A 24,007-nucleotide genomic window follows, 5' to 3' on the forward strand; every position below is an offset into this window, starting at 1 on the left:
ACCCCTTACCTGTTCTTTGCGTCCAAAACGGAACAATCTCCCCGCCTGGCGTCACCCAGAGATGACATGCCCGCGTACGGGGCCGATGCGCGCCGCGGGTTCCGTTAACTTTCGGCAACGTCTTGCGCTCGTGTCGCCCAGGTCCACGACACGGGCGGCCACGTCGCGGTATGCCCGCGGTGAAGGCCGCACGCCCCCCGGGGAGGGCCCAGAACGCCCGATCGCCCATCGATACGGGCGCGAACCTCACGAACGATCTACGAGGGCAGTGTTCGCTAACCCCGACCGAGTGGTGCGGGGGTGGGGGTCGCCAGTTGAGGCGAAGAGCGCATACCGTGACTCCACGTGAAGGCAATCCGACGACTCACCGTTCGCACCGTCCTGCCGCAACCGCTGCGCGGGCTGGAGGAGTTGGTCCTCAACCTGCGCTGGTCCTGGCATCACGAGACGCTGGACCTGTTCCGTTCGGTGGATCCCGGGCTCTGGGAGGCCGTCCGCCACGACCCGGTCCGCCTGCTCGGCGAGGTCGCCCCCGACCGGCTCGCCGCGCTCGCCGAGGACCGCAGGTTCCTGCGCCGGCTCGAGGCCGCCATCGGCGATCTGCGCGACTACCTGACCGCCCCCCGCTGGTACCAGGCGCTGGGGGCCGACGGCGCGCCCGCCGCCATCGCCTACTTCTCGCCCGAGTACGGCATCGCCGCGGCGCTGCCCCAGTACTCGGGGGGCCTCGGCATCCTCGCCGGAGACCACCTCAAGACCGCCAGCGACCTCGGCGTCCCGATCATCGGCGTCGGGCTGCTGTACCGCCACGGCTACTTCTCCCAGTCCCTGTCGCCGGACGGCTGGCAGTTGGAGCACTACCCGGCGATCGACCCCAACGGGCTGCCGCTCACCCTCCTCCGCGAGGACGGCGGCGAGCCGGTCCGGATCACCATCGGGCTGCCCGACGGCCGCGACCTGGCCGCCCAGGTCTGGCTGGCCCGCGTCGGCCGGGTCCCGCTGCTGCTGCTCGACTCCGACGTCGAGGACAACGACCGCGCCGCCCGCGACGTCACCGACCGGCTCTACGGCGGCGGCACCGACCATCGGCTGCTGCAGGAGATGCTGCTCGGCATCGGCGGCGTCCGCGCCATCCGCGCGCACTGCCGGATCAACGGACATCCCGCCCCCGAGGTCTTCCACACCAACGAGGGCCACGCCGGGTTCCTCGGCCTCGAACGCATCCGCGAGCTGGTCGACGAGCACGGCCTGTCGTTCGACGAGGCGCTGGAGGCGGTGCGCGCGGGCACGGTCTTCACCACCCACACGCCGGTGCCTGCGGGCATCGACCGGTTCCCCCGAGAGCTGATCCACAAGTACTTCGGCGGCCCGGCCGGTCTGCCCGGCGTGCCCGTCGAGCGGGTGCTCGCGCTGGGCTCGGAGACCTACGAGGACGGCGACCGGACGGTCTTCAACATGGCCGTCATGGGCATGCGCCTCGGCCAGCGGGTCAACGGCGTGTCCCGGCTGCACGGCGTGGTCAGCCGGGAGATGTTCGGCGGCCTGTGGGGCGGCTTCGACACCGGCGAGGTGCCCATCGGCTCCATCACCAACGGCGTCCACGCCGAGACCTGGGTGGCCCGCGAGGTCATGGACCTGGCCGCCCGCGAGGTCCCCGCGCTCATGGACGGCCACGGCTGGGAGGGCGTGCTCGGTGTGCCCGGCGGCCAGATCTGGTCGGTGCGCCGCGTCCTGCGCGAACGGCTGGTGCTCGACGCCCGCCGTCGGCTGCGCGAGTCCTGGCGGCAGCGCGGGGCCTCCGAGGCCGAGATGTCGTGGATCGACGACGCCCTCGACCCCGACGTCCTCACCATCGGGTTCGCCCGGAGGGTGCCGTCGTACAAGCGGCTCACGCTGATGATGCGCGACCCGGACCGGCTGCGCGCCCTGCTGCTCGACCCCGACCGGCCCGTCCAGATCCTCATCGCGGGCAAGGCGCACCCCGCCGACGAGGGCGGCAAGCGGCTGATCCAGGACATCGTCCGGTTCGCCGACGCCGAGGACGTCCGGCACCGCATCGTCTTCCTGCCCGACTACGACATGGCCCTCGGCCAGATGCTGACGCAGGGCTGCGACGTGTGGATGAACAACCCGCTGCGCCCCCTGGAGGCGTGCGGCACGTCGGGCATGAAGGCCGCCCTCAACGGGGGCCTCAACCTGTCCATCCGCGACGGCTGGTGGGACGAGTGGTACGACGGCCAGAACGGCTGGGCCATCCCGTCCGCCGACGGCCTGTCCGACTCCGACCGCCGCGACACGCTGGAGGCCGCCGCCCTCTACGAGCTGATCGAGGACCACGTCGCGGTCTCCTTCTACGACCGCGATGCCGCCGGCCTGCCCCGCCGCTGGCTGGAGATGGTCAAGCACACCCTGGCCACCCTGGGCCCCAAGGTCCTGGCCACCCGGATGGTCCGCGACTACGTGCGCGACCTGTACGCCCCGGCCGCCGCCTCCGCCCGCGCCATGTCCACCGGCTCCTTCGCGGGCGCCCGCGAACTGGCCGCCTGGAAGACCCGCGTCATGAAGGCGTGGCCGGCCGTCGCCGTCGACCACGTCGACTCCACCGGCGACGAGAGCCCCCACGTCGGCGAGAACCTCAACGTCCGCGCCATCGTCAACCTCGGCGTCCTCGAACCCGACGACGTCGCCGTCGAGGCCGTCTACGGCCGCGTCGACGACACCGACTCCATCGTCACCCCGGCCCACGTCCAACTCACCCGCGACGGCGCCGAGAACGGCCGCGTCCGCTACACCGGCGAGATCCCCCTCGACCGCACCGGCCCCTTCGGCTACAGCGTCCGCATCGTCCCCCACCACCCCCTCCTCGCCGGCACCACCGAACTCGGCGTCGTCGCCCAACCCCCCGACCCCCCGGGCATGACCAACGGCGACCTCCGCTGACCCACCACGCACCCCCTCATCCGACCCCCAGCCCCTCGGCCGACCGCGGCGCGCACGGCGCCGCAACGGCCTACGGGATCCTCCGCCGCCCCGCCGCCCGTCACGTTGGGGCGCCCCGCGAGGCGTTCGGTCGGCCGTGGTGCGCTCGGTGCTGGATTGACCCTGCGGCGGTCTCCGTCGACCGGCCGCCCGTCACGTTGGGTGGCGGCCCGGGGGGCGTTCGGTCTGCCGTGGCGGGCACGGCGCTGCCTTACCTGCGGCGGCCTCCGCCGACCGGCCGCCCGTCACGTTGGGGGCGACGGGCAGGGCGTTCGGTCGGCCGTGGTGGGCACGGTGTTGCATTGGCCTGGGGCGGTCTCCGTCTACCGGCCGCCCGTCACGTTGGGGGCGCCCCGTGGGGCGTTCGGTCGGTCGGGGCGGGTTCGGTGCGGCATTGACCTGCGGGATCCTCCGCCGACTCGTCGCCCGTCACGTTGGGCGGCGGCCCGTAGGGGTTCGGTCGACCGTGGCGCGCACGGCGCTGTGTTGACCTGCGGCGGCCCCCGCCGACCCGCTGTCCGGCACTTTTGGGGCGTTCGGTCCGCCGTGGTGGGTTCGGTGCTCTAGTGGCCTGCGGCGGCCTCCGCCGACCCGCTCGTCACGTTGGGGCGACGCGCAGGGCGTTCAGTCGGTCGTGGTGCGCTCGGTGCTGTATTGGCCTGCGGCGGTCTCCGTCGACCGGCTGTCCGGCACGTTGGGGGCGGCCGGTGGGGGGTTCGGTCGGTCGTGGTGGGCTCGGTGCTGCGCGGTCGTGCTCTAGGTGGGTGCGGAGCCGGGTTGGCCCGGGGCTTCGGTCAGGTGGACTTGGTGGGGTGGGGGCGCGGGGCTCGGCCGGTGCGGGGTCCGCTGTTTTCGAGGCTTCGGCAGATGTCGGGGATCGGGGCCTTCGTGGGGCATGGGGTCCCGACGGTGAACTCCATGGACAGGGCTCGGAGGAGGCACTCGGCGTCCCCGAGGGGGAGGGAGTGCTCACGGCGGTCGAGCAGGGGGCCGTCGTAGTCCTTGCATTGGGAGCGCACCCGGGCGCGGAGGCGTGCGGCCTCGTCGGGTGGGCAGTGCCGGAGGGTCACGCGCACATGCGTGGGGCCCCCGGCGTCGGGCAGCACGTCCTGGCACGGCGTACCCACCAACTCGTCGGGGGACGGGACCTGATCGATCGGCGGGGGGCCTTCAGGAGGCGTCTGCTCGGTGGGGGCGGCTGCGGCGCGTTGGGTCGCGGGGGGCTCGGTGGCCCAGGGGGTGGTCAGGGCGAGGGCGACGGCGGTGGTGGCGGTGAGGGCGGCCGCGGTGAGGGAGCGGCGGCGACGACGGGTGGTGCGGGCGCGGCGCTCGGCGCGGTCGGCGAGATCGGGCGGGGGGCGGTGGCCCGTGCTGTGCTCGGCCAAGACGCGACGGAGGTGGTCCTCGATGGGCGACACGTCAGATCCTCTCTCGTATGGGCGCGACCGTCGGGTCGGCGCGGAGCTTGGCGAGAGCACGGCTGATCTGGCTGCGCACCGTCCCCGGTGAGCACCCGAGGACCTCGGCGATGGCGGCGTGCTCCAGGTCGGCGAAGTAGCGCAGCACCACGGCGGCGCGCTCGCGGCGGCCCAGCCTGCCCAGGGCGACCCACAGCACGTCACGGTCCTCGATCCCGCCGAGCGGGGCCTCGGGAACGTCGGGCAGGCGTTCGGTGGGGATCTCGCCCCGCCAGCGACGCCGCCACCACGACGTGTGGGTGTTGGTGAGGATCCGGTAGACGTAGGGATCGGGGTCCTCGCCGATCCGCCCCCAGGCCAGCCACGCCTTGGTCAGCGCGGTCTGCACCAGGTCCTCGGCGGTGGCCCAGTCGCGGCAGAGCAGGTACGCGGTGCGCAGCAATCGCGTCGACCCGTCGGCCACGTACTGCCCGAACTCGGCTCTGTCCGCCATGCTGCACCCTCTCGGCCGCCGGTCTCTCGCCGTTACTACCGCCGAGCCCCCACGAAACGCTGCACGGCGTTCGCGGAGATTTCTCAGACGTCGGGCATGGCCTCGTACGCCGGGCCCAGAACGTCGACCAGCGGGCGACGGCGTACCTTCACCGACGGCGGGTCGAGCAGCCGGAGCAGCAGGTCGGGCGGGCCGGGCGCGGCGGTCGGACGGTCGCGCAGGGCGGCGGGCCCGGCGCCCGGCGTCCAGAAGCCGGCGACGTCCAGCGGCTCGTCACCCACGTCGAACGGGTCCGGCGCCCCCTCGACGGGCAGCCTGCGCAACCCCTGGAGCAGGCGCTCCCGCGAGCGGCCCAGCCAGGCCAGCAGCAGGAACGGGTCGCGGTCGAACGACTCGGCCAGCAGGTAGAGCACCGCCGCCGCGTGTTTGCACGGATCGCCGTAGTCGGGGCAGTCGCACATCAGGTGCAGGTCGTGCGCCGACTGCGGGAACAGCGGCACGCCCAGCTCGGCGAACACCCACTCGATCTCCGGCGGCATCTCCCCGGCCAGCAGCCTGGCCCGGAACACCGCCCGGGAGGCCAGCTCGGCCTCCACCGCGCGCCACGCCTCCTCGCCGATCGCGGTGACCCCGATCGCGATCTCGTACGGCTCCGGCCGCGAGCCCTGCACCCGGGCGCTCACCTCGTACGGCCGCACCCTCAGGTCGATCACCTGGCCCTGGCGGGCGTACGCCCGGCCCCGGTGCAGCCGGTTGCGGTCGGCGAACGACTCCAGGACGTCGATGAACCGCCGCGACCACCACTCCCGCCCGATCGACCCTCGCCGCGTGCTCGCCCGCAGCCCGCCCTCCACCGGGATCGGCGGCCCGAACTCGGAGAACCCGGTCAATCGCTCACCGCCTCGGGCGACAGCCGCAGCGCCTCGCGCAGGTCCGCCACCGACAGCTCGGTCAGCCAGTCCTCGCCGGTGCCGACGATGCTCTCGGCCAGCGCCTTCTTGCGCTCGATCATCTCGTCCACGCGCTCCTCGATCGTCCCCACGCACAGCAGCTTGCGGACCTGCACGTTCTTCGTCTGGCCGATCCGGAACGCGCGGTCGGTGGCCTGGTCCTCGACGGCCGGGTTCCACCAGCGGTCGATGTGGATCACGTGGTTGGCCGCCGTCAGGGTCAGCCCGGTGCCCGCGGCCTTGAGCGACAGCAGGAACACCGACGGCTCGGCGTCCTCCTGGAACCGCTGGATCAGCTCGTCGCGCCGCCGCTTCGGCGTCCCGCCGTGCAGCCACAGGACGGGCCTGCCGAGGCGCGCGGCCAGATACGGCTGGAGCATCGAGCCGAACTCGGCGTACTGCGTGAACGCCAGCGCCTTCTCGCCCTGCTCCATGATCTCCGCGCAGATCCCCTCCAGCCGTTCCAGCTTCCCGGAGCGGCCGGGCAGGCGGGAGCCGTCCTTGAGCAGGTGCGCCGGATGGTTGCACACCTGCTTCAACCGGGCCATGGTCGCCAGCACCAGCCCCCGCCGGGCGGCCTGCTCGTCGGTGGCCTTCCCGGAGAGCTCGGCGATCCGGGCCAGCATGTCGTCCACCGTGGCCTGGTACAGCGACGCCTGTTCGGCGGTCAGGTTGCAGTAGACCTTGATCTCGTGCTTCTCCGGCAGGTCCGTGATGATCGACTTGTCGGTCTTGAGGCGTCGCAGCACGAACGGTCCCGTCACCCGCCGGAGCGCCGCCACGGCCTCCCCGTCGCCGCGCTCCTCGATCGGCGCCGCGAACCGCTCTCGGAACGCCGCCCGGGGCCCCAGCATCCCCGGGTTGGCGAACTCCATGATCGACCACAGCTCGGTCAGATGGTTCTCCACCGGCGTGCCGGTCAGCGCGATCCGCGTCCGCGCCGGGATGCCCCGCACCGCCCGCGCCTGCCGCGTCCCGCTGTTCTTCAGCGCCTGCGCCTCGTCGCAGACCACCCGCGCCCACGCGATCTCCGCCAACATCGCCGCGTCGCGCGCCGCCGTCCCGTACGTGGTCACCACCAGATCCGCCCGCGCCACCGCCTCGGCCAGCTCCTCGCCCCGCCGCCGCCCGCCCCCGTGGTGGACGTACACCCGCAGCTTGGGCGTGAACTTGGCGGCCTCCCGCTGCCAGTTGCCCACCAGCGACATCGGCACGACCAACAACGTCGGCGCCGCCTCGGCCCCCTCCGCCCGCTCCATCGCGAGCAGCGCCAACACCTGCGCGGTCTTCCCGAGGCCCATCGAGTCGGCGAGGATGCCGCCGAGGGCGAGGTCGTCGAGGAACCTGAGCCAGGACAGGCCGCGCTCCTGGAAGGGGCGGAGCTCGCCGTTGAAGGACTCCGGGGTGCGGGTGGGGGCGAGGCGGTGGTCGGCCTCGCCGGACAGGAGGTCGCCGAGGGGGCCGTCGGCGTCGACCTTGAGGAGGGGGAGGGTGTCGTCGCCCGCGTGGACGGCCGCCTGTACGGCCTGGGCGGCGGTCATGGTGCCGGTGCGCGGTCGGCGGAGGAAGTCGAGGGCGGCTTGGAGCTGCTCCTCGTCCAACTCGACCCATTGGCCGCGCAGGCGGACGAGGGGGGCCTTGAGGCGGGCCAGCTCGGTCAGCTCTGCCTCGCTGATGGGGTCGTCGCCGACGGCGAGGTCCCAGCGGAAGTCGACCAGGCTGCCCAGGCCGAAGCCCGAGGACGTGGCGGCTCCGGGCTCGGCCTGGGTGGTGGTGAGCGTCAGGCCGAGGCGGGTCTTGCCCGCCCACTGGGGGAGCAGCACCCCGAAACCGGCGGCGGCCAGCAGCGGGGCCGCCCCACGAAGGAACCGGAAGGCCCCGGCCACGTTGGTGCGCAGCTCGGACGGGGCGGAGCCGTCCAGCGCCTCCGACAGGTCGGGGAAGAGGCGCAGCGCCCGCCCCAGCCCCGCCAGCAGGGCCTCCTCCGCGTCGCCGAGGGAGGCCGCCTCGCCCGCCCAGACGGTGGACGCGGGGACGTACAGGCTCGGGTCGTCGGTGCCCTGGAGCGCGAACTCGACGCGCCACAGGTCCGGGGGCCCGGTGGGCTCGGGCTCGACGAGCCGGAAGCAGGTGCGCAGCGGGCCGGAGGGGCGTTGGGCGGCGGCGGCCCACGAGTCCAGCTCGGCGGCGAGGTCGTCGAGGTCGTCGCCGGGCTCACGGGGGACGAAGGGGTCGGGGCCGGTGAGGGCGGCCGCCCAGCGTTCGGTGAGGGGGAGCGGGTCGGGCGCGCGTCCCTTGCGCGGCGGCAGGAGCGGGTGGGGAACGGTGCCCCGCACGAACGTGTCGGTCAGGCCGCCGAGGGCCTCCCGCAGGACGTCGCCCGCCGGACGTCCGCCGTCTGCGGCGCGGCAGGCGGACGGCATCGCGGAGGCGAGCCGGCGGACGCGGGCGGCGTCGGGGACGGGACGCCAGCGGGCGGTGGGCTCGCCGTCCTCGCGCAGGAGCGCCGGCAGCACCCGGCCGCGCCGGACGAGGTCGCGGGCCGTGTCGGCGATCACGCCGAGGAACCGGAGATCGGCCCCGGCGACCACGTCGGCGGACTCCTCGGCTTGCTGGAGCAGCGCCATGGCGGCGAACGGGTCGATCGCGAGCGCCGGCACGTCCCAGGGGCGCAGCTCGATCGCGCCGTCGCCGGGCACCGTGGCCAACTCGGGCGACGGCACGGGCACGCTCCCCGGACCCGTGGACGTCGGCAGGTGCAACGCGACGGTGATGCGCGGCGCGCCCTGGGTGAACGGCGCGTAGGACGTGCCGCCGAAATCATTGGTGGCGTACGGGTGGCGCGTCGGGTCGCCCGTCGGGTCGCCCGGCAGATGATGGGGCCCGGAACGCTCCGCCCACAGGCACAGCGCGCCGCCGTGCCAGACGGCATGGGCGACGAGCATCAGCGGAGATCCCCAGGACAGGCGGTACGAGCAGCCTCAGAAGCTACCAGCGCCCTCCGACAGCACGGCACCATCGTCAGTGACACGACTCACCAGTAGCATCACGGGCATGCGTCAGGAATTCCGGACCGCCTTGGTGACGGGGGCCTCCAGCGGCATCGGGGAGGCGTTCGCCGGTCTGCTGGCGGCGCGCGGCACGGACGTGGTGCTGGTGGCGCGGCGCGGCGACCTGCTCGACGACCTCGCGAGGAGACTCTCCGCGCGGCACGGGGTCGCCGTCGAGGTGGTGGCCGCCGACCTCACCGACCCCGAGGGCCTCGGCCGCGTCGAGGAACGGCTCCGCGAGCGGCCGGTGGACCTGCTGGTCAACAACGCGGGCTATGGGGCGTTCGGGGCTTTCGGCGAGTCGCCGCTCGAGGAGCAGCTCCGGCAGATCGACCTCAACGTGGTGGCGGTCGTGCGCCTGACGCACGCGGTGCTGTCGGACATGCTGCGCCGGGGCAGGGGCGGCGTCCTCAACGTGGCGTCGATGTCGGGCCTCGCGCCGTCGCCCGGGGCGGCGACGTACGGGGCGACGAAGGCGTACGTCGTGGCGTTCTCCGACAACGTCCACGCCGAGGTGCGGCCGCGCGGCGTGCACGTGACGGCGCTGTGCCCCGGGTTCACCCGCACGGACGAGAGCGCGGGGCCCGACCTGGTGTGGCTGCGGCGCGCGGACGTGGCCCGCGCGGGCCTGGACGCGGTGGCCGCCGGCAGGGCGTTGTGCGTGCCGGGGGCGCAGTACAAGGCGATGATCCCCGCGCTGCGCCTGGCTCCCCGGGCGTTGCTGAGGTCTGCCGCTAACCGGGCGTGGCAACAGGCCGCCGTTACAAAAAACGACGGCTGATGTGGACCGCCCGCCGCATTGTCATGGCCGGCGGGGTTCCCTTACGTTGACCTGATCCACTGATGGCTTTCCCTTCCGAGTGTCGCGAAAGGTCTGGTATGTCCTCCATGTCGGTTGAGAAGTCCCAGCTCGAGCTGATCATGGAGCTCGAGCCGGTGGTGGAGAAGGAGCTGAACCGGCACCTCGCCACGGCGGAGGAGTGGTTCCCGCACCAGTACGTGCCCTGGAGCCGGGGGCGCGACTACGACGGCCCGATGGGCGGCGAGGGCTGGACGCCCGAGGACTCCAACGTCAGCCCCGAGGCGCGGGTGGCCCTGCTGGTCAACCTGCTCACCGAGGACAACCTCCCCGGCTACCACTACGCCATCGCGCGGGTGTTCGGCGGCAAGGGCGCCTGGGGCACCTGGGTCGAGCGGTGGACCGCCGAGGAGGCCAGGCACAGCATCGTGATCCGCGACTTCCTGACGGTGACCCGGGCGATCGACCCCGTGGAGCTGGAACGCCAGCGGATGATCCACATGCAGGGCGGCTACGAGGCCACCCACGGCGAGGACCTGCTGCGCGGCGTGGCCTACGTCTCGTTCCAGGAGCTGGCGACCCGGGTCTCGCACCGCAACACCGGCAAGGCGTCGGGCGACCCGCTGTGCGAGCAGATGATGCAGCGGGTGGCCAAGGACGAGAACCTCCACATGATCTTCTACCGGAACCTGCTGGGCGCGGCGTTCGAGGTGGACCCCAGCCAGACGATGCGGGCGATCACCGACGTGGTCAAGGCGTTCGAGATGCCGGGCAACACCATCGACGGGTTCCTGCGCAAGTCCGTCACCATCGCCAACGCGGGCATCTACGACCTGCGGCTGCACCACGACGACGTGCTCATGCCCGTGCTGCGCAAGTGGGGCGTCTTCGAGATGGGCGGCCTCGACGCCGACGGCGAGCGGGCCCGCGAGGAGCTCGGCGAGTTCCTGGAGCAGATCGACTCCGCCGCCGCCAAGTTCGAGACCCGCCGCGCCGAGCGCCGCGCCCGGCAGGCCGCCCGGGCCGAGTGACCCGCGGCCGACAGAGGTCTCTGACCTGCGGGTGACGGCGCGGCCACCTGCGGTCATCGCCCTCCGAGGGGAACTCGCGCGGCCCCGCGGGCGTCCAAGCCCGCATGAGGACGGAACCCGCCCGGAGCACCGCGCCGCCGTGCCTCCGTGGCCGGCGCGCGGCGGGATCTCCCGTCCCGCCCTCCCGCCGACGGGCGGCGTCCGATGACGGCCGATGGATCCTGTCGGCCCGGTGGGCGAGGATAGGGTTGCGGCAGCGATGAAGGGGGTTGTCACGTCCGGGGACCGCATCGGCCACTACCGCCTGCTCCGCACGCTCGGAGAAGGCGGCATGGGGGTCGTTCACCTGGGGGCCGATCCGGAGGGCCGCCAGGTCGCGATCAAGGTGCTGCGGCCCGCGGTGTCCGGCGACGCCACCGCGCTGCGCCGGCTGGCCCGCGAGGTCGACTCGATGCGCCGCGTGCACAGCCCGAACGTCGCCGAGATCCTCGACGCCGACGTCACCGCCCAGCGTCCGTACATCGTCACCCAGTACGTCCCGGGGCGCACCCTCGAGGAGGTCGTGGAGGGCGAGGGCGGCGGGCCGCTGTACGGGCCGGCGCTGCAGCGGATGGCCGTCGGGCTCGCCTCGGCGCTGTCGGCGATCCACGGCGCCGGGATCATCCACCGCGACCTCAAGCCCGGCAACGTGATGCTGCTGGACGGCGAGCCCATCGTGATCGACTTCGGGATCGCGCAGGGCGCCGACGCCACCCGGCTCACCGCCACCGGCATGGTGATCGGCACGCCGGGCTATCTGGCCCCCGAGATCATCGAGGGCGAGGACGCCGGGGAGCCCTCCGACGTGCACGCCTGGGCCGCGACCGTGGCCTACGCCGCCACCGGCCGGCCGCCGTTCGGCTCCGGCTCGTTCGAGTCGATCTTCTACCGGATCATGCAGGGGACGCCCGACCTCGAGGGCGTGCCCGAGGCGCTGATGCCGCTGATCCGCTCGGCGATGGCGCGCAACCCGGCCGAGCGGCCCACCGCCGTGGCGCTGATGCAGTTGGCGCGGCGGATCCACTTCGAGGCCACGATCACCGACCAGACGCGGGTCGACGCGTTCCGGCGACCCGACCCCCCGACCCCGACCCCGCGCCCGACCTCGGAGCGGGTGGCCCCGGCTCCCGCGACCGAGCCCTCGACACAGCGGCTCGACCAGGCCGGCGAGTTCTACATGGCCGCGCCGCCCCCGACGCCGACCCCGGTCAACCGGACGGCGCCGCTGCCCATGCCGGAGCCCGTTCAGCATCCGGTCCCGCCGGAGCCGACGCACGGCCGGCCCGAGGACTTCCGGGGCCTGTTGCCGCCGGCGGCACCGCCGCCCGGCCCGCCCCCCGCGCCGGCCCCGTACGAGCAGGGGCCCTACGGCCCGTACGACCATCCCGCGCCGCAGCCGCGCACCGAGCCCCGTCGCAACCGGCGGGCGCGCCCGGAGCCGCAGCCCCCGCCGCCCTACGACCCGTACGCGCAGCCTCCGGTGCACCAGCCGACGGCCGAGCGCCGTCCGCCGCAGGCCCCGCCCGGGCCGGGCGGCGACCAGGCGGCCAAGCCCTACGGCTGGTACGGCTTCCTCAGTTTCACGCTGTTGGCCGCGCTGCTCGGCTTCGCGTACATGGTGCCGGTGATCGCGGTGCTGGTCGCGATGGGCGGCGTGCTGCTGCTGAGGGTCGGCGACCGCGCGGCCCGCGGCATGGAGTTGAGGCGCACCCGCCGGGGCCCGCGTTCGGGCGACGTGGTGGGGGCGGTGGTCAGAGCGCCCCTCGGCATCCCGGGGGCGGTCCTCGTCACCGGGCTGCTGTCCTCGGCCGCGCTGATCATGGGCCTGGCGCTGCTGGTGGCGCTGGTGGTCGCCCGGCCCGACCTGAGCGCCTCGCGGGGCATCGCGTTCGCGGTGATGGCCGTCATCGGTCTGCTGACCCTGGCCCCCGGCAGCGGCGCGCCGCGTCGTCAGTTGGCCCGCATGTGGGGCGCGGTGCTGCCGCGCCGTGAGATGGCGATGACGGGCGCGCTGGTCCTGGCGCTGTTCGCGGTGGTGCTGATCGGGTTGGCGTCCGGCGGCACCCCCGACACCTACCCGATCGACGGCGCGGGCGTGCGGCTGGAGAACCTCCGCGACGACATCCGCGCCCTCTGGCCCTGGTGACGGCCCCGGCCACGATCGGGCGGGCGCGGTGCGGGGCCGGGTCCCGATAGGGTCGCGGGACCGTCGGAAACCACGCTCGGAAAGCCTATGAACCAGCAATCCGGAGAACTCGCCCATGGCGGGCGCATCGGTCCGTATCGCGCGCTGTCCCGGCTCGGCGAGGGCGGCATGGGCGTGGTCTATCGCGGCACCGACCCGGCCGGGCGGGACGTCGCCGTCAAGGTCCTGCGGCCGGAGATCGCCGCCGACCCCACGGCGCGGCGGCGGCTGGCCCGCGAGGTCGACATGATGCGCCGCGTGCTCAGCCCGCACGTGGCCGACGTCGTGGACGGCGACGCGGCCGCCGACCCCCCGTACGTGGTGACCCGGTTCGTGCCCGGCCCCTCCCTGGACCGCACGGTGGCCCAGGAGGGCCCGTTGACCGGGGCCGCGCTGCGGAGGGTGGCTCTCGGCCTGGCCAAGGCGCTGACCGCCGTCCACGAGGCCGGCGTGGTGCATCGCGACCTCAAGCCGGGCAACGTGCTGATGGTCGGCGGGGCGCAGGGCGAGCCGGTCGTGATCGACTTCGGGATCGCGCACGCGGTGGACGCGACCCGCCTCACCCGGACGGGCACGCTGACCGGCACCCCCGGCTATCTGGCGCCCGAGGTCATCGACGAGGAGCCCGCCACGTCCGCGTCCGACGTGCACGCGTGGGCGGCGACGGTGGCCTTCGCCGCGACCGGCGTGCCGCCGTTCGGGCAGGGGTCGCTGGAGGTCGTCCTCTTCAACATCCTGAACGGCCGGGCGAGGCTGGACGGGGTGCCCGAGCCGCTGCTGCCGCTGCTCGGGGCGGCCCTGCGGCGCGACCCGGCCGCCCGGCCGACGGCGGCGGAGCTGGTGGACGCGCTGACCGTGCTGGATCTGGGGCCGGAGATCTCGCACCCGCGCCCGGAGCCGCGCGACACCGTGACCGCTTTCGCGCCGATGACGTTCCCCGGTCCGCCCGGTGGCGGCCCGGCGCTGCTCGTACGGGGTGAGGAGGCCCCCGGAGGCCTCCCCGCGCACCTTCAGGGCGGCGCTCCGCCCCCGGCGGTCGGTCAGGGTACGGCGCGGCCGACCCGGGTGGTGCCGCGGCGTCGGCTGGCGGTGGGGGCCGCGTGGTCGCGGCTGCTCGCGGTGCTGGCGGTGGTGCTGGTCGTGGCGGTCGCGATCATGATGCCGGTGGTCGGGATCGTGGTGGCCGCGGCGGGCGCGTTCGGGCTGCGGCTGTGGGACTCGGCGGCCCTGCGCGCGTCGTCCGGAGCGGCGGGGGAGGCCGGCGGAAGGGCCTCGCCGGTCGCGGGGGACGTCGTGCGCGCCGCGCTGCGGACGGCGCTGACGCTCCCGTACGCGGCGGCCTTCACGGTGGCGGTCACGCTCGCGCTGGCCTCGCTGGTGGCCGTGGGGGTGCCGACGGCGACCCTGGGCGCGTGCGCCTGGGGTGTGGGCGCGGGTGCGGCGGCCCTGTGGACCGGCCCCGGGGTGCGGGCGCCGCGGCGGCAGTTGGAGCGGCTGTTCGGGGTGATCGCCCCGGAGCCCCGCCGAATCGCCGTCGTGGGGGCGGCGCTGGGCGTGGTGGCGTTCGTCGCGGTGATCGGGGCGGTGTCGCTGACGCCGAGCTTCGCCCCGATGTACGGCCTGCAGAACTCGGTGGTCTCCGCTCTGGACCGGTTCCAAAGCGCGCTACCTTGAGGTTTGCAAGGGCGATCTGAGGTGATCCGCCTCACTTCGCCCCGACCCGCCGGAACGGTGACCGTCGGGTTTGGCGGAACGAGGGCAAGGACACACACCCCTCTACAGCAGGGGATTTGCGGCTAGGCTACTGATGGGTAACATTTAACCTGCACGGTCTGACCGAGCCCCCGAATCCGAAGCCGGTTCGGGTGTTTGGCAGGCTGGTGCAGTATCAGCTCCGCGTCGACCCGTTCCAGGGCGGCGCCCCCCGGCCCGCTCAACGCGGCCAACTGAGTGCAGGGAGGTCGGTCGACGGCCATGAACATCGTCGTCTGCGTGAAGCAGGTTCCCGACACGGAGAGCCCGCGCAAGTTGAAGTCCGAAGACAACACGCTCGACCGCGGCGCCGCCGACGGTGTCATCAACGAGCTCGATGAGTACGCCATCGAAGAGGCGCTGCTCATCAAGGAGGCCCACGGCGGCGAGGTGACCGTCCTCACCATGGGCCCCGACAAGGCCACCGACTCGATCCGCAAGGCGCTGGCGATGGGCGCCGACAAGGCCGTCCACGTGGTGGACGACGCCCTGGTCGGCAGCGACGCGCTGGGCACCTCGTACGCGATCCAGCAGGTCCTCGGCCGCACCGGGTTCGACCTGGTGATCCTGGGCTCGGAGTCCACCGACGCGCGCACCGGCGTGCTGGCCGCGATGCTGGCCGAGCGCCTGGGCGTCCCGCAGTTGTCGCTGGCCAACAAGGTCGAGATCGACGGTTCCTCGATCAAGATCCAGCGGATCACCGACTACGGCTACGACAAGGTCGAGTCCACCCTGCCCGCCGTGATCAGCGTGGTCGAGAAGATCAACGAGCCGCGCTACCCCTCGTTCAAGGGGATCATGGCGGCCAAGAAGAAGCCGGTCGAGACGCTGGGCGTCGCCGACGCCGGCATCGACGCCGCGCAGGTCGGTCTGGCGGGTGCGGCCTCCGAGGTCGTCGACTTCGCCGAGGCGCCGCCGCGCGACAAGGGTCAGATCGTCACCGACGAAGGGGACGGCGGCGTGAAGATCGCCGACTTCCTCGCGTCGAAGAAGTTCGTCTGAGCGACGGGGAAGGAGAGCGAACGACATGGCAGAGGTTCTCGTCCTCGTCGATCACGTCGACGGTGAGGTCAAGAAGGTCGCCCTGGAGCTGCTGACGCTGGCGCGCCGGCTCGGCGAGCCGTCGGCCGTCTGGGTGGGCCCGGGCTCCGAGGGCGCCAAGGGGAAGCTGGCCGAGTACGGCGCGGCGAAGGTGTACGTGGCGGCCGACGAGGAGCTGACCGCCTACGTGGTGGCCCCGAAGGTCGAGCTGCTGGCGCAGTTGGTGGCCGACAAGGCGCCCGCGGGCGTGCTGGTGGCCGCCACCGGTGAGGGCAAGGAGATCGCCGGGCGGCTGGCCGTCAAGCTGGACTCCGGCGTGCTCACCGACGTGGTGGACGTCGCCGACGGCTTCGTCGGCGAGCACTCCATCTTCGGCGGCGGCGTCATCGCCCACGCCAGGGTGAAGCGCGGCACCCCGATCGTGGCGGTCCGGCCCAACTCCGTCGCCCCCGAGATCGCTCCGGCGGCCGGGGCCGAGGAGCAGGTCTCGGTGACGCTGTCGGACGCCGCCAAGACCGCGAAGGTCGTGGAGAAGGTCGTTCAGGAGAAGGGCGAGCGCCCGGACCTGACCGAGGCCGCGATCGTCGTCTCCGGTGGCCGCGGTGTCGGCAACGCGGAGAACTTCAAGCTGATCGAGGGGCTGGCCGACACGCTCGGCGCGGCGGTCGGCGCCTCCCGCGCCGCCACCGACGCGGGCTGGTACCCGCACCAGTTCCAGGTCGGTCAGACCGGCAAGACGGTGTCGCCGCAGCTCTACATCGCGGTCGGCATCTCCGGCGCCATCCAGCACCGGGCCGGCATGCAGACCTCGAAGACGATCATCGCCATCAACAAGGACTCCGAGGCGCCGATCTTCGAGCTGGTCGACTTCGGTGTGGTGGGCGACCTGTTCCAGGTGGCCCCGCAGCTCACCGAGGAGATCACCAAGCGCAAGTAGACCCTCCCGGGTCGCCCGAGGGCGGCCGGACGGCGACCACGCCGTTCGGCCGCCCTCGGCGTTTTAGGCCCCTTTTCGGGTCGATGTCCGAGACTGGTGGGACGGTGTCGGGGTAACTCCGTTATATCCCCGAGACCTTTCCGGGACGATTCTGGAACAGCCGGGCATCATGGCCGCGTTGTGTCAGTGGGCGAGTCGTCCCTCCGGACCCCAAGGGAGCTCATGAGCGCGATAGCCGATCGAAACGGGCGGGCCCGATCGCTCCCGGCGGGCAGACTGGCGACCGCGCACCCGCCCGGCCCGCCCCCGACGTCCTTGGGCGAGGGCGGGGCGCTCACCGTGGACGACGTCGCCGAGCTGGGCGACCGGCTGCGGGCCAACGTCTCCGAAGCCGTGCGGATGCCCGCCCGGGTGCTCGACGTGGTGCTCGCCACGGTGCTGGCCGGCGGTCACCTGCTGGTCGAGGACCATCCCGGCGTCGGCAAGACCCAGCTCGCCCGCACCCTGGCGCGCAGCCTGGACGGCCGGTTCTCCCGCGTGCAGGCCACCGTCGACCTGCTGCCCGCCGACATCATCGGCGCGAACGTGTGGCAGGCCGACGGCTCCACCTTCGAGTTCCGGCCCGGCCCGGTGTTCGCCAACGTGGTGCTGGTCGACGAGATCAACCGGGCCACCCCCAAGACCCAGTCCGGGCTGCTGGAGGCCATGGAGGAGCGGCAGGTCACCGTCGACGGGGAGAGCCGCCCCATCCCGCCCCCGTTCATCGTCATCGCCACCCAGAACCCCAGCGCCGGCTACGACGGCACCTATCCGCTGCCGCCCGCCCAGCTCGACCGGTTCCTGTCGGTCGTCTCGCTCGGCTATCCGAGCCCCGAGCAGGAGATGTCGCTGCTGCGCGCCGGGCCCGAGCCGGTGGTGTCCGCGGTCGCCGAGCCCGACCGACTGCTGGCCGCCCAACGGACGGTCGCCGCGGTGCACGCCTCCGATCCGCTGCTGCGGTACGTCGTCGAGCTGCTCACCGCCACCCGCGCGCATCCCTTGGCCGCCGTCGGCGCCAGCCCGCGTTCGGGGCTCCTGCTGCTCGCCGCCGCCCGGGCGGTGGCCGCGCTGGACGGCCGGGGGTTCGCCGTGCCGGACGACGTCCAGGCGGTGGCCCGCGCGGTCCTCACCCACCGGATCCAGCCCGCCGGCGTCGGCTCGCCCGACGTGCAGGCGGAGGTCGTCGAGGACGTCCTCGGCCGGGTCCGGGCCCGATGACGGGTCGATGAGGGGCGTCGCCTGGCTGGTGTGCGCCGGCGCGCTGGCCTTCGCCGCGGGGGCGCTGCCCTCGCTGGCTCTGTTCGCGCTGTCCGCCGGGATGGTCATCATGGTGCTCGGGGCCGCCGGCACCGTGCTGTTGGCCCGCGCCCGGCTCCGGGCCGAACGCAGCGTCGTCGAACGCGAGGTCCCCGAGGACCTGCCGGTGCGGCTGCGGTTCGAGCTCCGGTTGCCGGCCCGGCTGCCCGCCCGGGTGCAGGTCAGGGTCGCCCGACGGGCCTGGGCGGCGTTGGGGGAGGACGGCGGTGTCGTGGAGCTGCCGATCGACCGGCGCGGGGCCTTCCGGGTCGAGGCGTCCCGGCTGCGGATCAGCGACACGCTCGGGATCTTCCGCCTGCACGTTCGGGCGGGGGAGCCGGAGGAGGTCCTCGTCCTGCCCGTGCCCGAGGGCGGCGCGCACTCCCCGCCCGCGCGCGGGCGGTCCAACGAGCACACCGAGCCGGACGGCCTGCGCCCGTACGTGCCGGGCACCCCGGTCAGCCGCATCCACTGGCTGTCGCTGGCGCGGGGCCGTGGCCTGCACGAACGGCGGTCGGCCCCGCCGCCGACGGGGCTGCCGCTGGTGGTCGTCGACACCTCGGGCGACACCGACCCGCGGGCGGTCGACTGGGTGGCCCGGGTGGCCGCGGGCGAGGTGCTCAGGCTGTCCCGCGACGGCGGCTGCTCGGTGCTGCTGCCCGGCGACGCCACGGCGGCCACGGTGTCCGACGAGGAGTCCTGGCGCGCCCTGCACCGTCGCCTCGCGGTGCTCGACGCCCGCACCGCCTCCGCGCCCCCCCGGCCCGGCGGTCCCACGACGGTCATCCGCTTTCCGGCGGGCCTGTCCCTGGGGCCTCCGCAACCGCCGCTGCCGCCGGACGTCGTCCCGGCCCGTCGGGGAGGGGGCGGACGATGATCCGGGCGGTGGGGCTGTTGGCCGCCGCTGCGGCGGCGATGGGCGCGTGGGGCGTGTTGCTCGGCGGCGCGGTGCTGTGGGCCGGGGCGGTCGCGGTGGCCGCCGCCGTCGTGCTGACCTGGGGGGAGGCCGCCGTCCGGCTGGTCGGCGCGCTGCTGCTGGCCTGGCCTCCCGCGGCGCTGCTCGCCGCCGGGGTGCCGGCCGGGCTGCTGTGGCCGGGACGCTGGGGCGAGCTGGCGGTGTCGCTGTCGGAGGGGCTGAACCGGCTGTCGGCGCTGGGGCCCGGCCACGCCGACGGCGATCCCTGGCCGGCGGCCGTGTGGCTGCTGCTGGCCGGGCTGCTGTGGCTGGCGGCGGCGGGCCTGGCGGTCTCGGAGCCCCGCTCGGTGCTGCGCTCGGCGCCCGCGTTCGCGCTGGTGCTGCTGCCGTGGGTGGTGGCCGTGGCGGTCCGGCAGACCGACGAGGTGTCCTGGCAGGGGGCCGCCGTGGTGCTGGCGGTGCCGCTGTGGTTCGCGCCCGCCAGGGCCTCCGCCGCGCGGCCGGTGGTCGTACTGGGCGTGGTCGCCGCGTTGGCCTCGGCGGTCCTGGCGCACGCCGTCGGACCCCGTGACCAGTGGTTCGCGGTCGACGAGATGGTGGACCGCGAGCCGCAGTTCACCACGCTGGACACCACTCAGACCTACGGCCCGCTGAGCGGCCGGCGCACCGGGGCCACCATGCTGGAGGTGACGGCCCCGCAGCCGGCCCTGTGGCGCATGCAGGTGCTGGAACGCTTCGGCTGGCGCGGCTGGGAGGTCGGCGGAGACTTCGCCGACCAGGAGCTGCCCGAGCCGGCCGCCCGTACCGTCGACGTCGAGGTGCGGGTCCGCGGGCTGCGGAACGACATGGTGGTCTCGCCCGGCCGGATCCTCAGTCTCGACGCCGACGGGCGGATCGGCCGGGGCGCTGGCGACGGCTGGCGGGTGCTGCCGATGCCCACCTCCGGGGACACCTACCGGCTCAGGGCCGAGACGGTGTCCGTCACGGCGGAGACGCTGCGCGCCGCGCCGCCGCTGAAGCCCGACCGCCGGATCGAGGACTACACCCGCATCCGACAGCGGTGGGGCGCCGAATGGCTGGGCAGCCGGCCAGGGGCGTTCGGCGCGCCGCCCGAGGCGTCGGACGGCGCGGAGAGCTTCCTGCGGTACGGGTGGTTCGGTGAGGCGGCGGACCTGGCGCAGTCGCTGTCGTCGGGCGCCCGCACCCAGTTCGAGGTGGTCGAGCGGGTGCAGCGGTACCTGACCGAGGGGGGCCGTTTCCGGTACGACACCGACGTCGAGCGCACCTCCCGGGTGCCGCTGCTGGATTTCCTGATGCGCACCCGTGCCGGCTACTGCCAGCACTTCGCCGGGGCGGCGGCGCTGCTGCTGCGGCTGTCCGGCGTGCCCACCCGGGTCGTGGCCGGGTTCGCGACCGGCCGCGAGCAGGACGGCCGGTACATCGTCCGCGACGCCGACGCCCACGCCTGGATCGAGGTGTACTTCCAGGACATCGGCTGGGTGCCGTTCAACCCGACGCCGGCCGCCGCCGACGCGGTGGTGGACCCGAGCCTCGACCCGTTCGCCCCGGCGACCGCGCGCGGCGGCGAGGGCGGCTCGGCGTTGGCGCCGGGGGCGATCCTGGGCGTCGTCTTGGCGTTCGGGCTGTTCATCACGGTCCGCCGGGGCGGTCGCGGCGTGCCGCGGGCCCGGCGGGACCGCGTCGACCGGCTGCTCGAACGGCTCGCCCGGCGCGCCGGCGGCCCGGTGACGCCCGCGACCACGCTGGGCGAGCTGCGCACGAGGTCGGCCGCCTTCGGCCCGCACACCGCCGGCGTGGTGGCGCTGCTGGAACGCGAGCGGTACGCCCCCGACCACGGCCCGCCGCTGCGACGTCCCGGGTTCCGGCTCGTTCGGGCGCTGGCCGCCGACCTCGGCGCGGTACGGGCCGTCCGGGTCCTGCTGGGAGCGTCCGTCCGGACGCGCTGAGGCCGGCCGCCCCACGGCGTGCGCGGGGCGGCCCGAGGACGTCAGGCGGCGCGGGCGAGCTCGGGCTCGGGCGCCCCGGCGGGCTCACGGGCCTCGCTCAGGGCCTGATGGGCGAGGTCGGAGTCCGAGGCCAGGGGCATCAGCCGGGCCCCCGTCGCGATCAGCAGCGCCAGCACCACGATGAGGCCCATGCCCAGGCGCAGCGAGGTCGCCTCGGCCACGAAGCCGATGATGACCGGCCCGAGCAGCAGCCCGCCGTAGCCCATCGCGCCGACCTGCGCGACCGACGCGGCCGACCGTCCGGGGGCCGCGGTGCCGGCCAGCGAGATCATCGTGGGCACGATGGTGCAGACCATCAGCCCGGTCAGGAAGAACCCGGCCAGCGCCACCGGGACCGCCGAGGCCGACAGCACGACGGACGCGCCCACGGCGGTGCCCAGCCCCGCGCCCACCAGCAGGCGGCGGGTGCCGACGCGGGTCCGCAGCCGGTCGCCGACCAGCCGCCCGACCAGCATCGCCGCCTCGAACAGCGGATAGCCCAGCGCCGCCACCCACTCGGCGGTGTGCATCTCCTCGTGCAGCAGCAGACCGCTCCAGTCCGCGACCGCGCCCTCGGCCATGAACGCGATGAACGTCAGCGCGCCGATCAGGTACACCGCCGCGGGCAGCCGCCCGCGACCGGCGCCGGCCGACCCCGCCCGGCCCTCGCGAACGGGGGCGTCGGCCAGGTAGGTGCGGCCGAGCGCGAACGCGGCGGGCAGGGTGACGATCGCCACGGCGAACACCGACGGGGTGAAGGACAGCCCCGCGAACGCGGTCGCCGCCCCGATCAGGCCGCCGGACATGGCGCCCACGCACCACCCGGCGTGCATGCCGCTCATCAGGGGCCGACGGTGGGCCCGTTCCACCACGCTGGCCTGGGCGTTCATCGCGACGTCCATGACCCCGAAGGCCATCCCGAACAGCGCGATGGCGACCAGCAGCAGGGAGTAGGAGGGGGCCAGCGCGACCAGCGCGGCGGTGGCGGCCGACAGCGGCACGGCGATCCGCAGCACGGCGCGGCTGCCGGCGCGGGCGATCACCCCGCGCAGCCCCTGCATGGCGATCAGCGCGGCCACGCCCCACACCAGGAGGACCATGCCGGCGGCGCCCGGCCCGATCCCGTACTTGTCGGTGAGGGCGGGCATGCGGGCCACCCACACCCCGCAGAGCAGACCGCCGAGGGCGAAGGTCAGGAACGTTCCCAGACGGGCCCGGAACAGCATGATTTCACTCCTTTCTCAGGACAGAAGAGAACGCCGGGCCGCGTTCAGCGGCACCGACGTCGGTGAGGGCCGGACCGGCTACGGGTCGATGAGGTCCAGCAGGCGTCGTTTCACGGCGGCGCACTGCTCGGCGTCGAACGCGTCCGGGGCGTGGCTGATCACTTCCCACAGGCCCTCGGCGGCCAGGCGCACCACCGCCGCGCCGACCGGGTCGGGCTCGCGGCCGGGGTCGATGCGGTGCCAGCGCGCCATCGCCTCGCGCAGCGGCGCGATCAGCTCGGGATCGGCGGCCGCGGCCGTGATGGCCGACCAGCGTCGTCGGGTCAGGGCGGCCTCGCGGCCCCCCAGCACCTCGAAGGTGGCCTCCAGATAGGCCCGGGTGTAGCCGCCGGGGGAGCCGTCGTCGAGGGACGCCACCCGGTCGTCGAACTCCTCGATGACCCGGGTGACCATGGCCCTGATGAGGGCTTCCTTGGTGGGGAAGTGGTAGAGCAGCCCGCCCTTGCTGACCCCGGCGCGCTCGGCGACGGCGGACAGCGTCAGCGCCTGGGTCCCGTGCTCGAAGAGCATGGACTCGGCGGCGTCCAGGAGGGCCTCTCGTTTCACCCGCGCTACTGTACCGTCCGGACGGTACAGTAGCAAATCCGGGCGAGCGCCCCGCGCGCGGCGCGGATACTGTGGACGGCGTGGTGACCTACCTCGACCATGCCGCGACCACCCCCATGCTCCCGGAGGCCGTCGAGGCCATGACCGCCGAGCTGGGCAGGCTGGGCAACCCGTCCTCCCTGCACGCGGTGGGCCGCCGGGCCCGCCGGGCGGTGGAGGAGTCCCGCGAGATCATCGCCGAGGCGTTCGACGCCCGGCCCAGCGAGGTCGTCTTCACCGGCGGCGGCACCGAGGCCGACAACCTGGCCGTCAAGGGCGTCCACTGGGCCCGCCGGGCCGCCGACCCGGCCCGCACCCGGGTGCTCGTGGGCGCCGTCGAGCACCACGCCGTCCTCGACGCGGCGCGCTGGCTCGGCGACCACGAGGGCGCCCGGGTCGAGTGGATCCCGGTGGACGAACGCGGCCGGGTCGACCCGGACACGCTCCGCGCGATGATCGGCGCCGGCGACGACGTGTCGTTGATCACCGTCATGTGGGCCAACAACGAGGTGGGCACCGTCCAGCCGGTCGCCGAGCTGGCCGCCGTCGCCCGCGAGCACGGCATCCCCTTCCACACCGACGCGGTGCAGGCCGCCGGTCAGCTCCCGGTCGCCTTCGCCGGCTCGGGCGCGCACGCCCTCACCCTGTCCGCCCACAAGCTCGGCGGGCCGATCGGCGCCGGCGTGCTGCTGCTGGCCAAGGGCACCGACCCGGTCCCCGTCCTGCACGGCGGCGGGCAGGAGCGCGACGTCCGCTCCGGCACCCTCGCCACCCCGGCCATCGTCGGGATGGCCGCCGCCGTCCAGGTCGCCGTCGCCCGCCGCGACGAGGAGGCCCGGCGCCTCACCGCGCTGCGGGACTCCCTGATCTCCCGGGTGCGGGCCGCCGTGCCCGACGCCGTCCTCAACGGCGACCCGGTCCACCGCCTGCCCGGCAACGCCCACCTGTCCTTCCCCGGCTGTGAGGGCGACGCCCTGCTGATGCTGCTGGACGCCCGCGGCATCGAGTGCTCCACCGGCTCGGCCTGCTCCGCCGGGGTGTCCCAGCCGAGCCACGTCCTGCTGGCGATGGGCGCCGGTCCCGAACGCGCCCGCGGCTCGCTGCGCTTCACCCTCGGCCACACCTCCACCGAGGCCGACGTGACCGCGCTCGCCGAGGCCATCGGGCCCGTCGTCGAGCGCGCCCGCCGCGCGGGTCTGTCTTGA

At 74.2% G+C, this 24,007-nt stretch carries 17 protein-coding genes; 11 read left to right on the forward strand and 6 right to left on the reverse strand.

Translation table 11 applies throughout. The annotated features are described in order from the left end of the window. The first annotated feature begins 345 nt into the window (after window positions 1-345). Entirely contained in the window at window positions 346-2,940 is a 2,595-nt protein-coding gene (gene glgP / locus DFJ69_RS21810) for an alpha-glucan family phosphorylase (RefSeq protein WP_116024320.1), read from the forward strand. Window positions 2,941-3,773: 833 nt separating this feature from the next. On the opposite strand, the gene DFJ69_RS21815 is transcribed toward glgP, so the two are convergent. The 4 genes from DFJ69_RS21815 to DFJ69_RS21830 form a co-directional block, all read right to left on the reverse strand. Beyond that, window positions 3,774-4,397 carry a hypothetical protein gene (locus DFJ69_RS21815; protein WP_116024321.1) on the reverse strand — a complete coding sequence of 208 codons (624 nt, stop codon included), beginning with the start codon at window positions 4,395-4,397 and terminating at the stop codon, window positions 3,774-3,776. A 1-nt stretch (window position 4,398) separates the two neighbouring features. Next, window positions 4,399-4,890, reverse strand: a complete 492-nt coding sequence (locus DFJ69_RS21820) for a SigE family RNA polymerase sigma factor (RefSeq protein WP_116024322.1) — start codon at window positions 4,888-4,890, stop codon at window positions 4,399-4,401. Between the two features lie 83 nt (window positions 4,891-4,973). Next, window positions 4,974-5,780, reverse strand: a complete 807-nt coding sequence (locus tag DFJ69_RS21825; RefSeq protein ID WP_116024323.1) for an SWIM zinc finger family protein — start codon at window positions 5,778-5,780, stop codon at window positions 4,974-4,976. Beyond that, window positions 5,777-8,785, reverse strand: a complete 3,009-nt coding sequence (locus DFJ69_RS21830; RefSeq protein ID WP_116024324.1) for an SNF2-related protein — start codon at window positions 8,783-8,785, stop codon at window positions 5,777-5,779. The genes DFJ69_RS21825 and DFJ69_RS21830 overlap by 4 nt, the downstream gene beginning before the upstream one ends. A gap of 109 nt (window positions 8,786-8,894) precedes the next feature. Between DFJ69_RS21830 and DFJ69_RS21835 the strand changes: the two genes are divergently transcribed. From DFJ69_RS21835 to DFJ69_RS21875, 9 genes are all read left to right on the forward strand, one after another. Next, window positions 8,895-9,671 (forward strand): SDR family NAD(P)-dependent oxidoreductase, encoded by a 777-nt coding sequence (locus DFJ69_RS21835; RefSeq protein WP_116024325.1) that lies wholly within the window; start codon window positions 8,895-8,897, stop codon window positions 9,669-9,671. Between the two features lie 107 nt (window positions 9,672-9,778). Beyond that, window positions 9,779-10,720, forward strand: a complete 942-nt coding sequence (locus DFJ69_RS21840) for an acyl-ACP desaturase (RefSeq protein ID WP_116026800.1) — start codon at window positions 9,779-9,781, stop codon at window positions 10,718-10,720. Between the two features lie 259 nt (window positions 10,721-10,979). Beyond that, window positions 10,980-12,905, forward strand: coding sequence for a serine/threonine-protein kinase (locus DFJ69_RS36225; RefSeq protein WP_170177738.1), 1,926 nt, complete (start codon window positions 10,980-10,982; stop codon window positions 12,903-12,905). A gap of 87 nt (window positions 12,906-12,992) precedes the next feature. Further along, entirely contained in the window at window positions 12,993-14,618 is a 1,626-nt protein-coding gene (locus DFJ69_RS34975) for a serine/threonine-protein kinase (protein WP_211328688.1), read from the forward strand. Between the two features lie 300 nt (window positions 14,619-14,918). Further along, on the forward strand, window positions 14,919-15,698 hold the full coding sequence (locus tag DFJ69_RS21855) for an electron transfer flavoprotein subunit beta/FixA family protein (protein ID WP_116024327.1): 780 nt from the start codon (window positions 14,919-14,921) through the stop codon (window positions 15,696-15,698). A 25-nt stretch (window positions 15,699-15,723) separates the two neighbouring features. Next, a complete protein-coding gene (locus tag DFJ69_RS21860; protein WP_116024328.1) occupies window positions 15,724-16,674 on the forward strand; it encodes an electron transfer flavoprotein subunit alpha/FixB family protein in 951 nt (316 codons plus the stop codon). Between the two features lie 222 nt (window positions 16,675-16,896). Further along, window positions 16,897-17,931, forward strand: coding sequence for an AAA family ATPase (locus DFJ69_RS21865; RefSeq protein ID WP_116024329.1), 1,035 nt, complete (start codon window positions 16,897-16,899; stop codon window positions 17,929-17,931). A 7-nt stretch (window positions 17,932-17,938) separates the two neighbouring features. Beyond that, window positions 17,939-18,886, forward strand: coding sequence for a DUF58 domain-containing protein (locus DFJ69_RS21870; RefSeq protein ID WP_116024330.1), 948 nt, complete (start codon window positions 17,939-17,941; stop codon window positions 18,884-18,886). After that, window positions 18,883-20,892, forward strand: coding sequence for a transglutaminase-like domain-containing protein (locus DFJ69_RS21875; RefSeq protein WP_116024331.1), 2,010 nt, complete (start codon window positions 18,883-18,885; stop codon window positions 20,890-20,892). Before DFJ69_RS21870 ends, DFJ69_RS21875 begins: the two co-directional genes overlap by 4 nt. A gap of 41 nt (window positions 20,893-20,933) precedes the next feature. On the opposite strand, the gene DFJ69_RS21880 is transcribed toward DFJ69_RS21875, so the two are convergent. Both DFJ69_RS21880 and DFJ69_RS21885 read right to left on the reverse strand, forming a co-directional pair. Continuing rightward, window positions 20,934-22,157, reverse strand: coding sequence for an MFS transporter (locus DFJ69_RS21880; RefSeq protein ID WP_116024332.1), 1,224 nt, complete (start codon window positions 22,155-22,157; stop codon window positions 20,934-20,936). A gap of 78 nt (window positions 22,158-22,235) precedes the next feature. Continuing rightward, window positions 22,236-22,763 (reverse strand): TetR/AcrR family transcriptional regulator, encoded by a 528-nt coding sequence (locus DFJ69_RS21885; protein ID WP_116024333.1) that lies wholly within the window; start codon window positions 22,761-22,763, stop codon window positions 22,236-22,238. An 83-nt stretch (window positions 22,764-22,846) separates the two neighbouring features. On the opposite strand from DFJ69_RS21885, the gene DFJ69_RS21890 reads away from it, so the two are divergent. After that, window positions 22,847-24,007 carry a cysteine desulfurase family protein gene (locus DFJ69_RS21890; protein WP_116026801.1) on the forward strand — a complete coding sequence of 387 codons (1,161 nt, stop codon included), beginning with the start codon at window positions 22,847-22,849 and terminating at the stop codon, window positions 24,005-24,007.

This window comes from Thermomonospora umbrina, from assembly GCF_003386555.1.
In the GTDB taxonomy this organism is placed as follows: Bacteria; Actinomycetota; Actinomycetes; order Streptosporangiales; family Streptosporangiaceae; genus Thermomonospora; species Thermomonospora umbrina.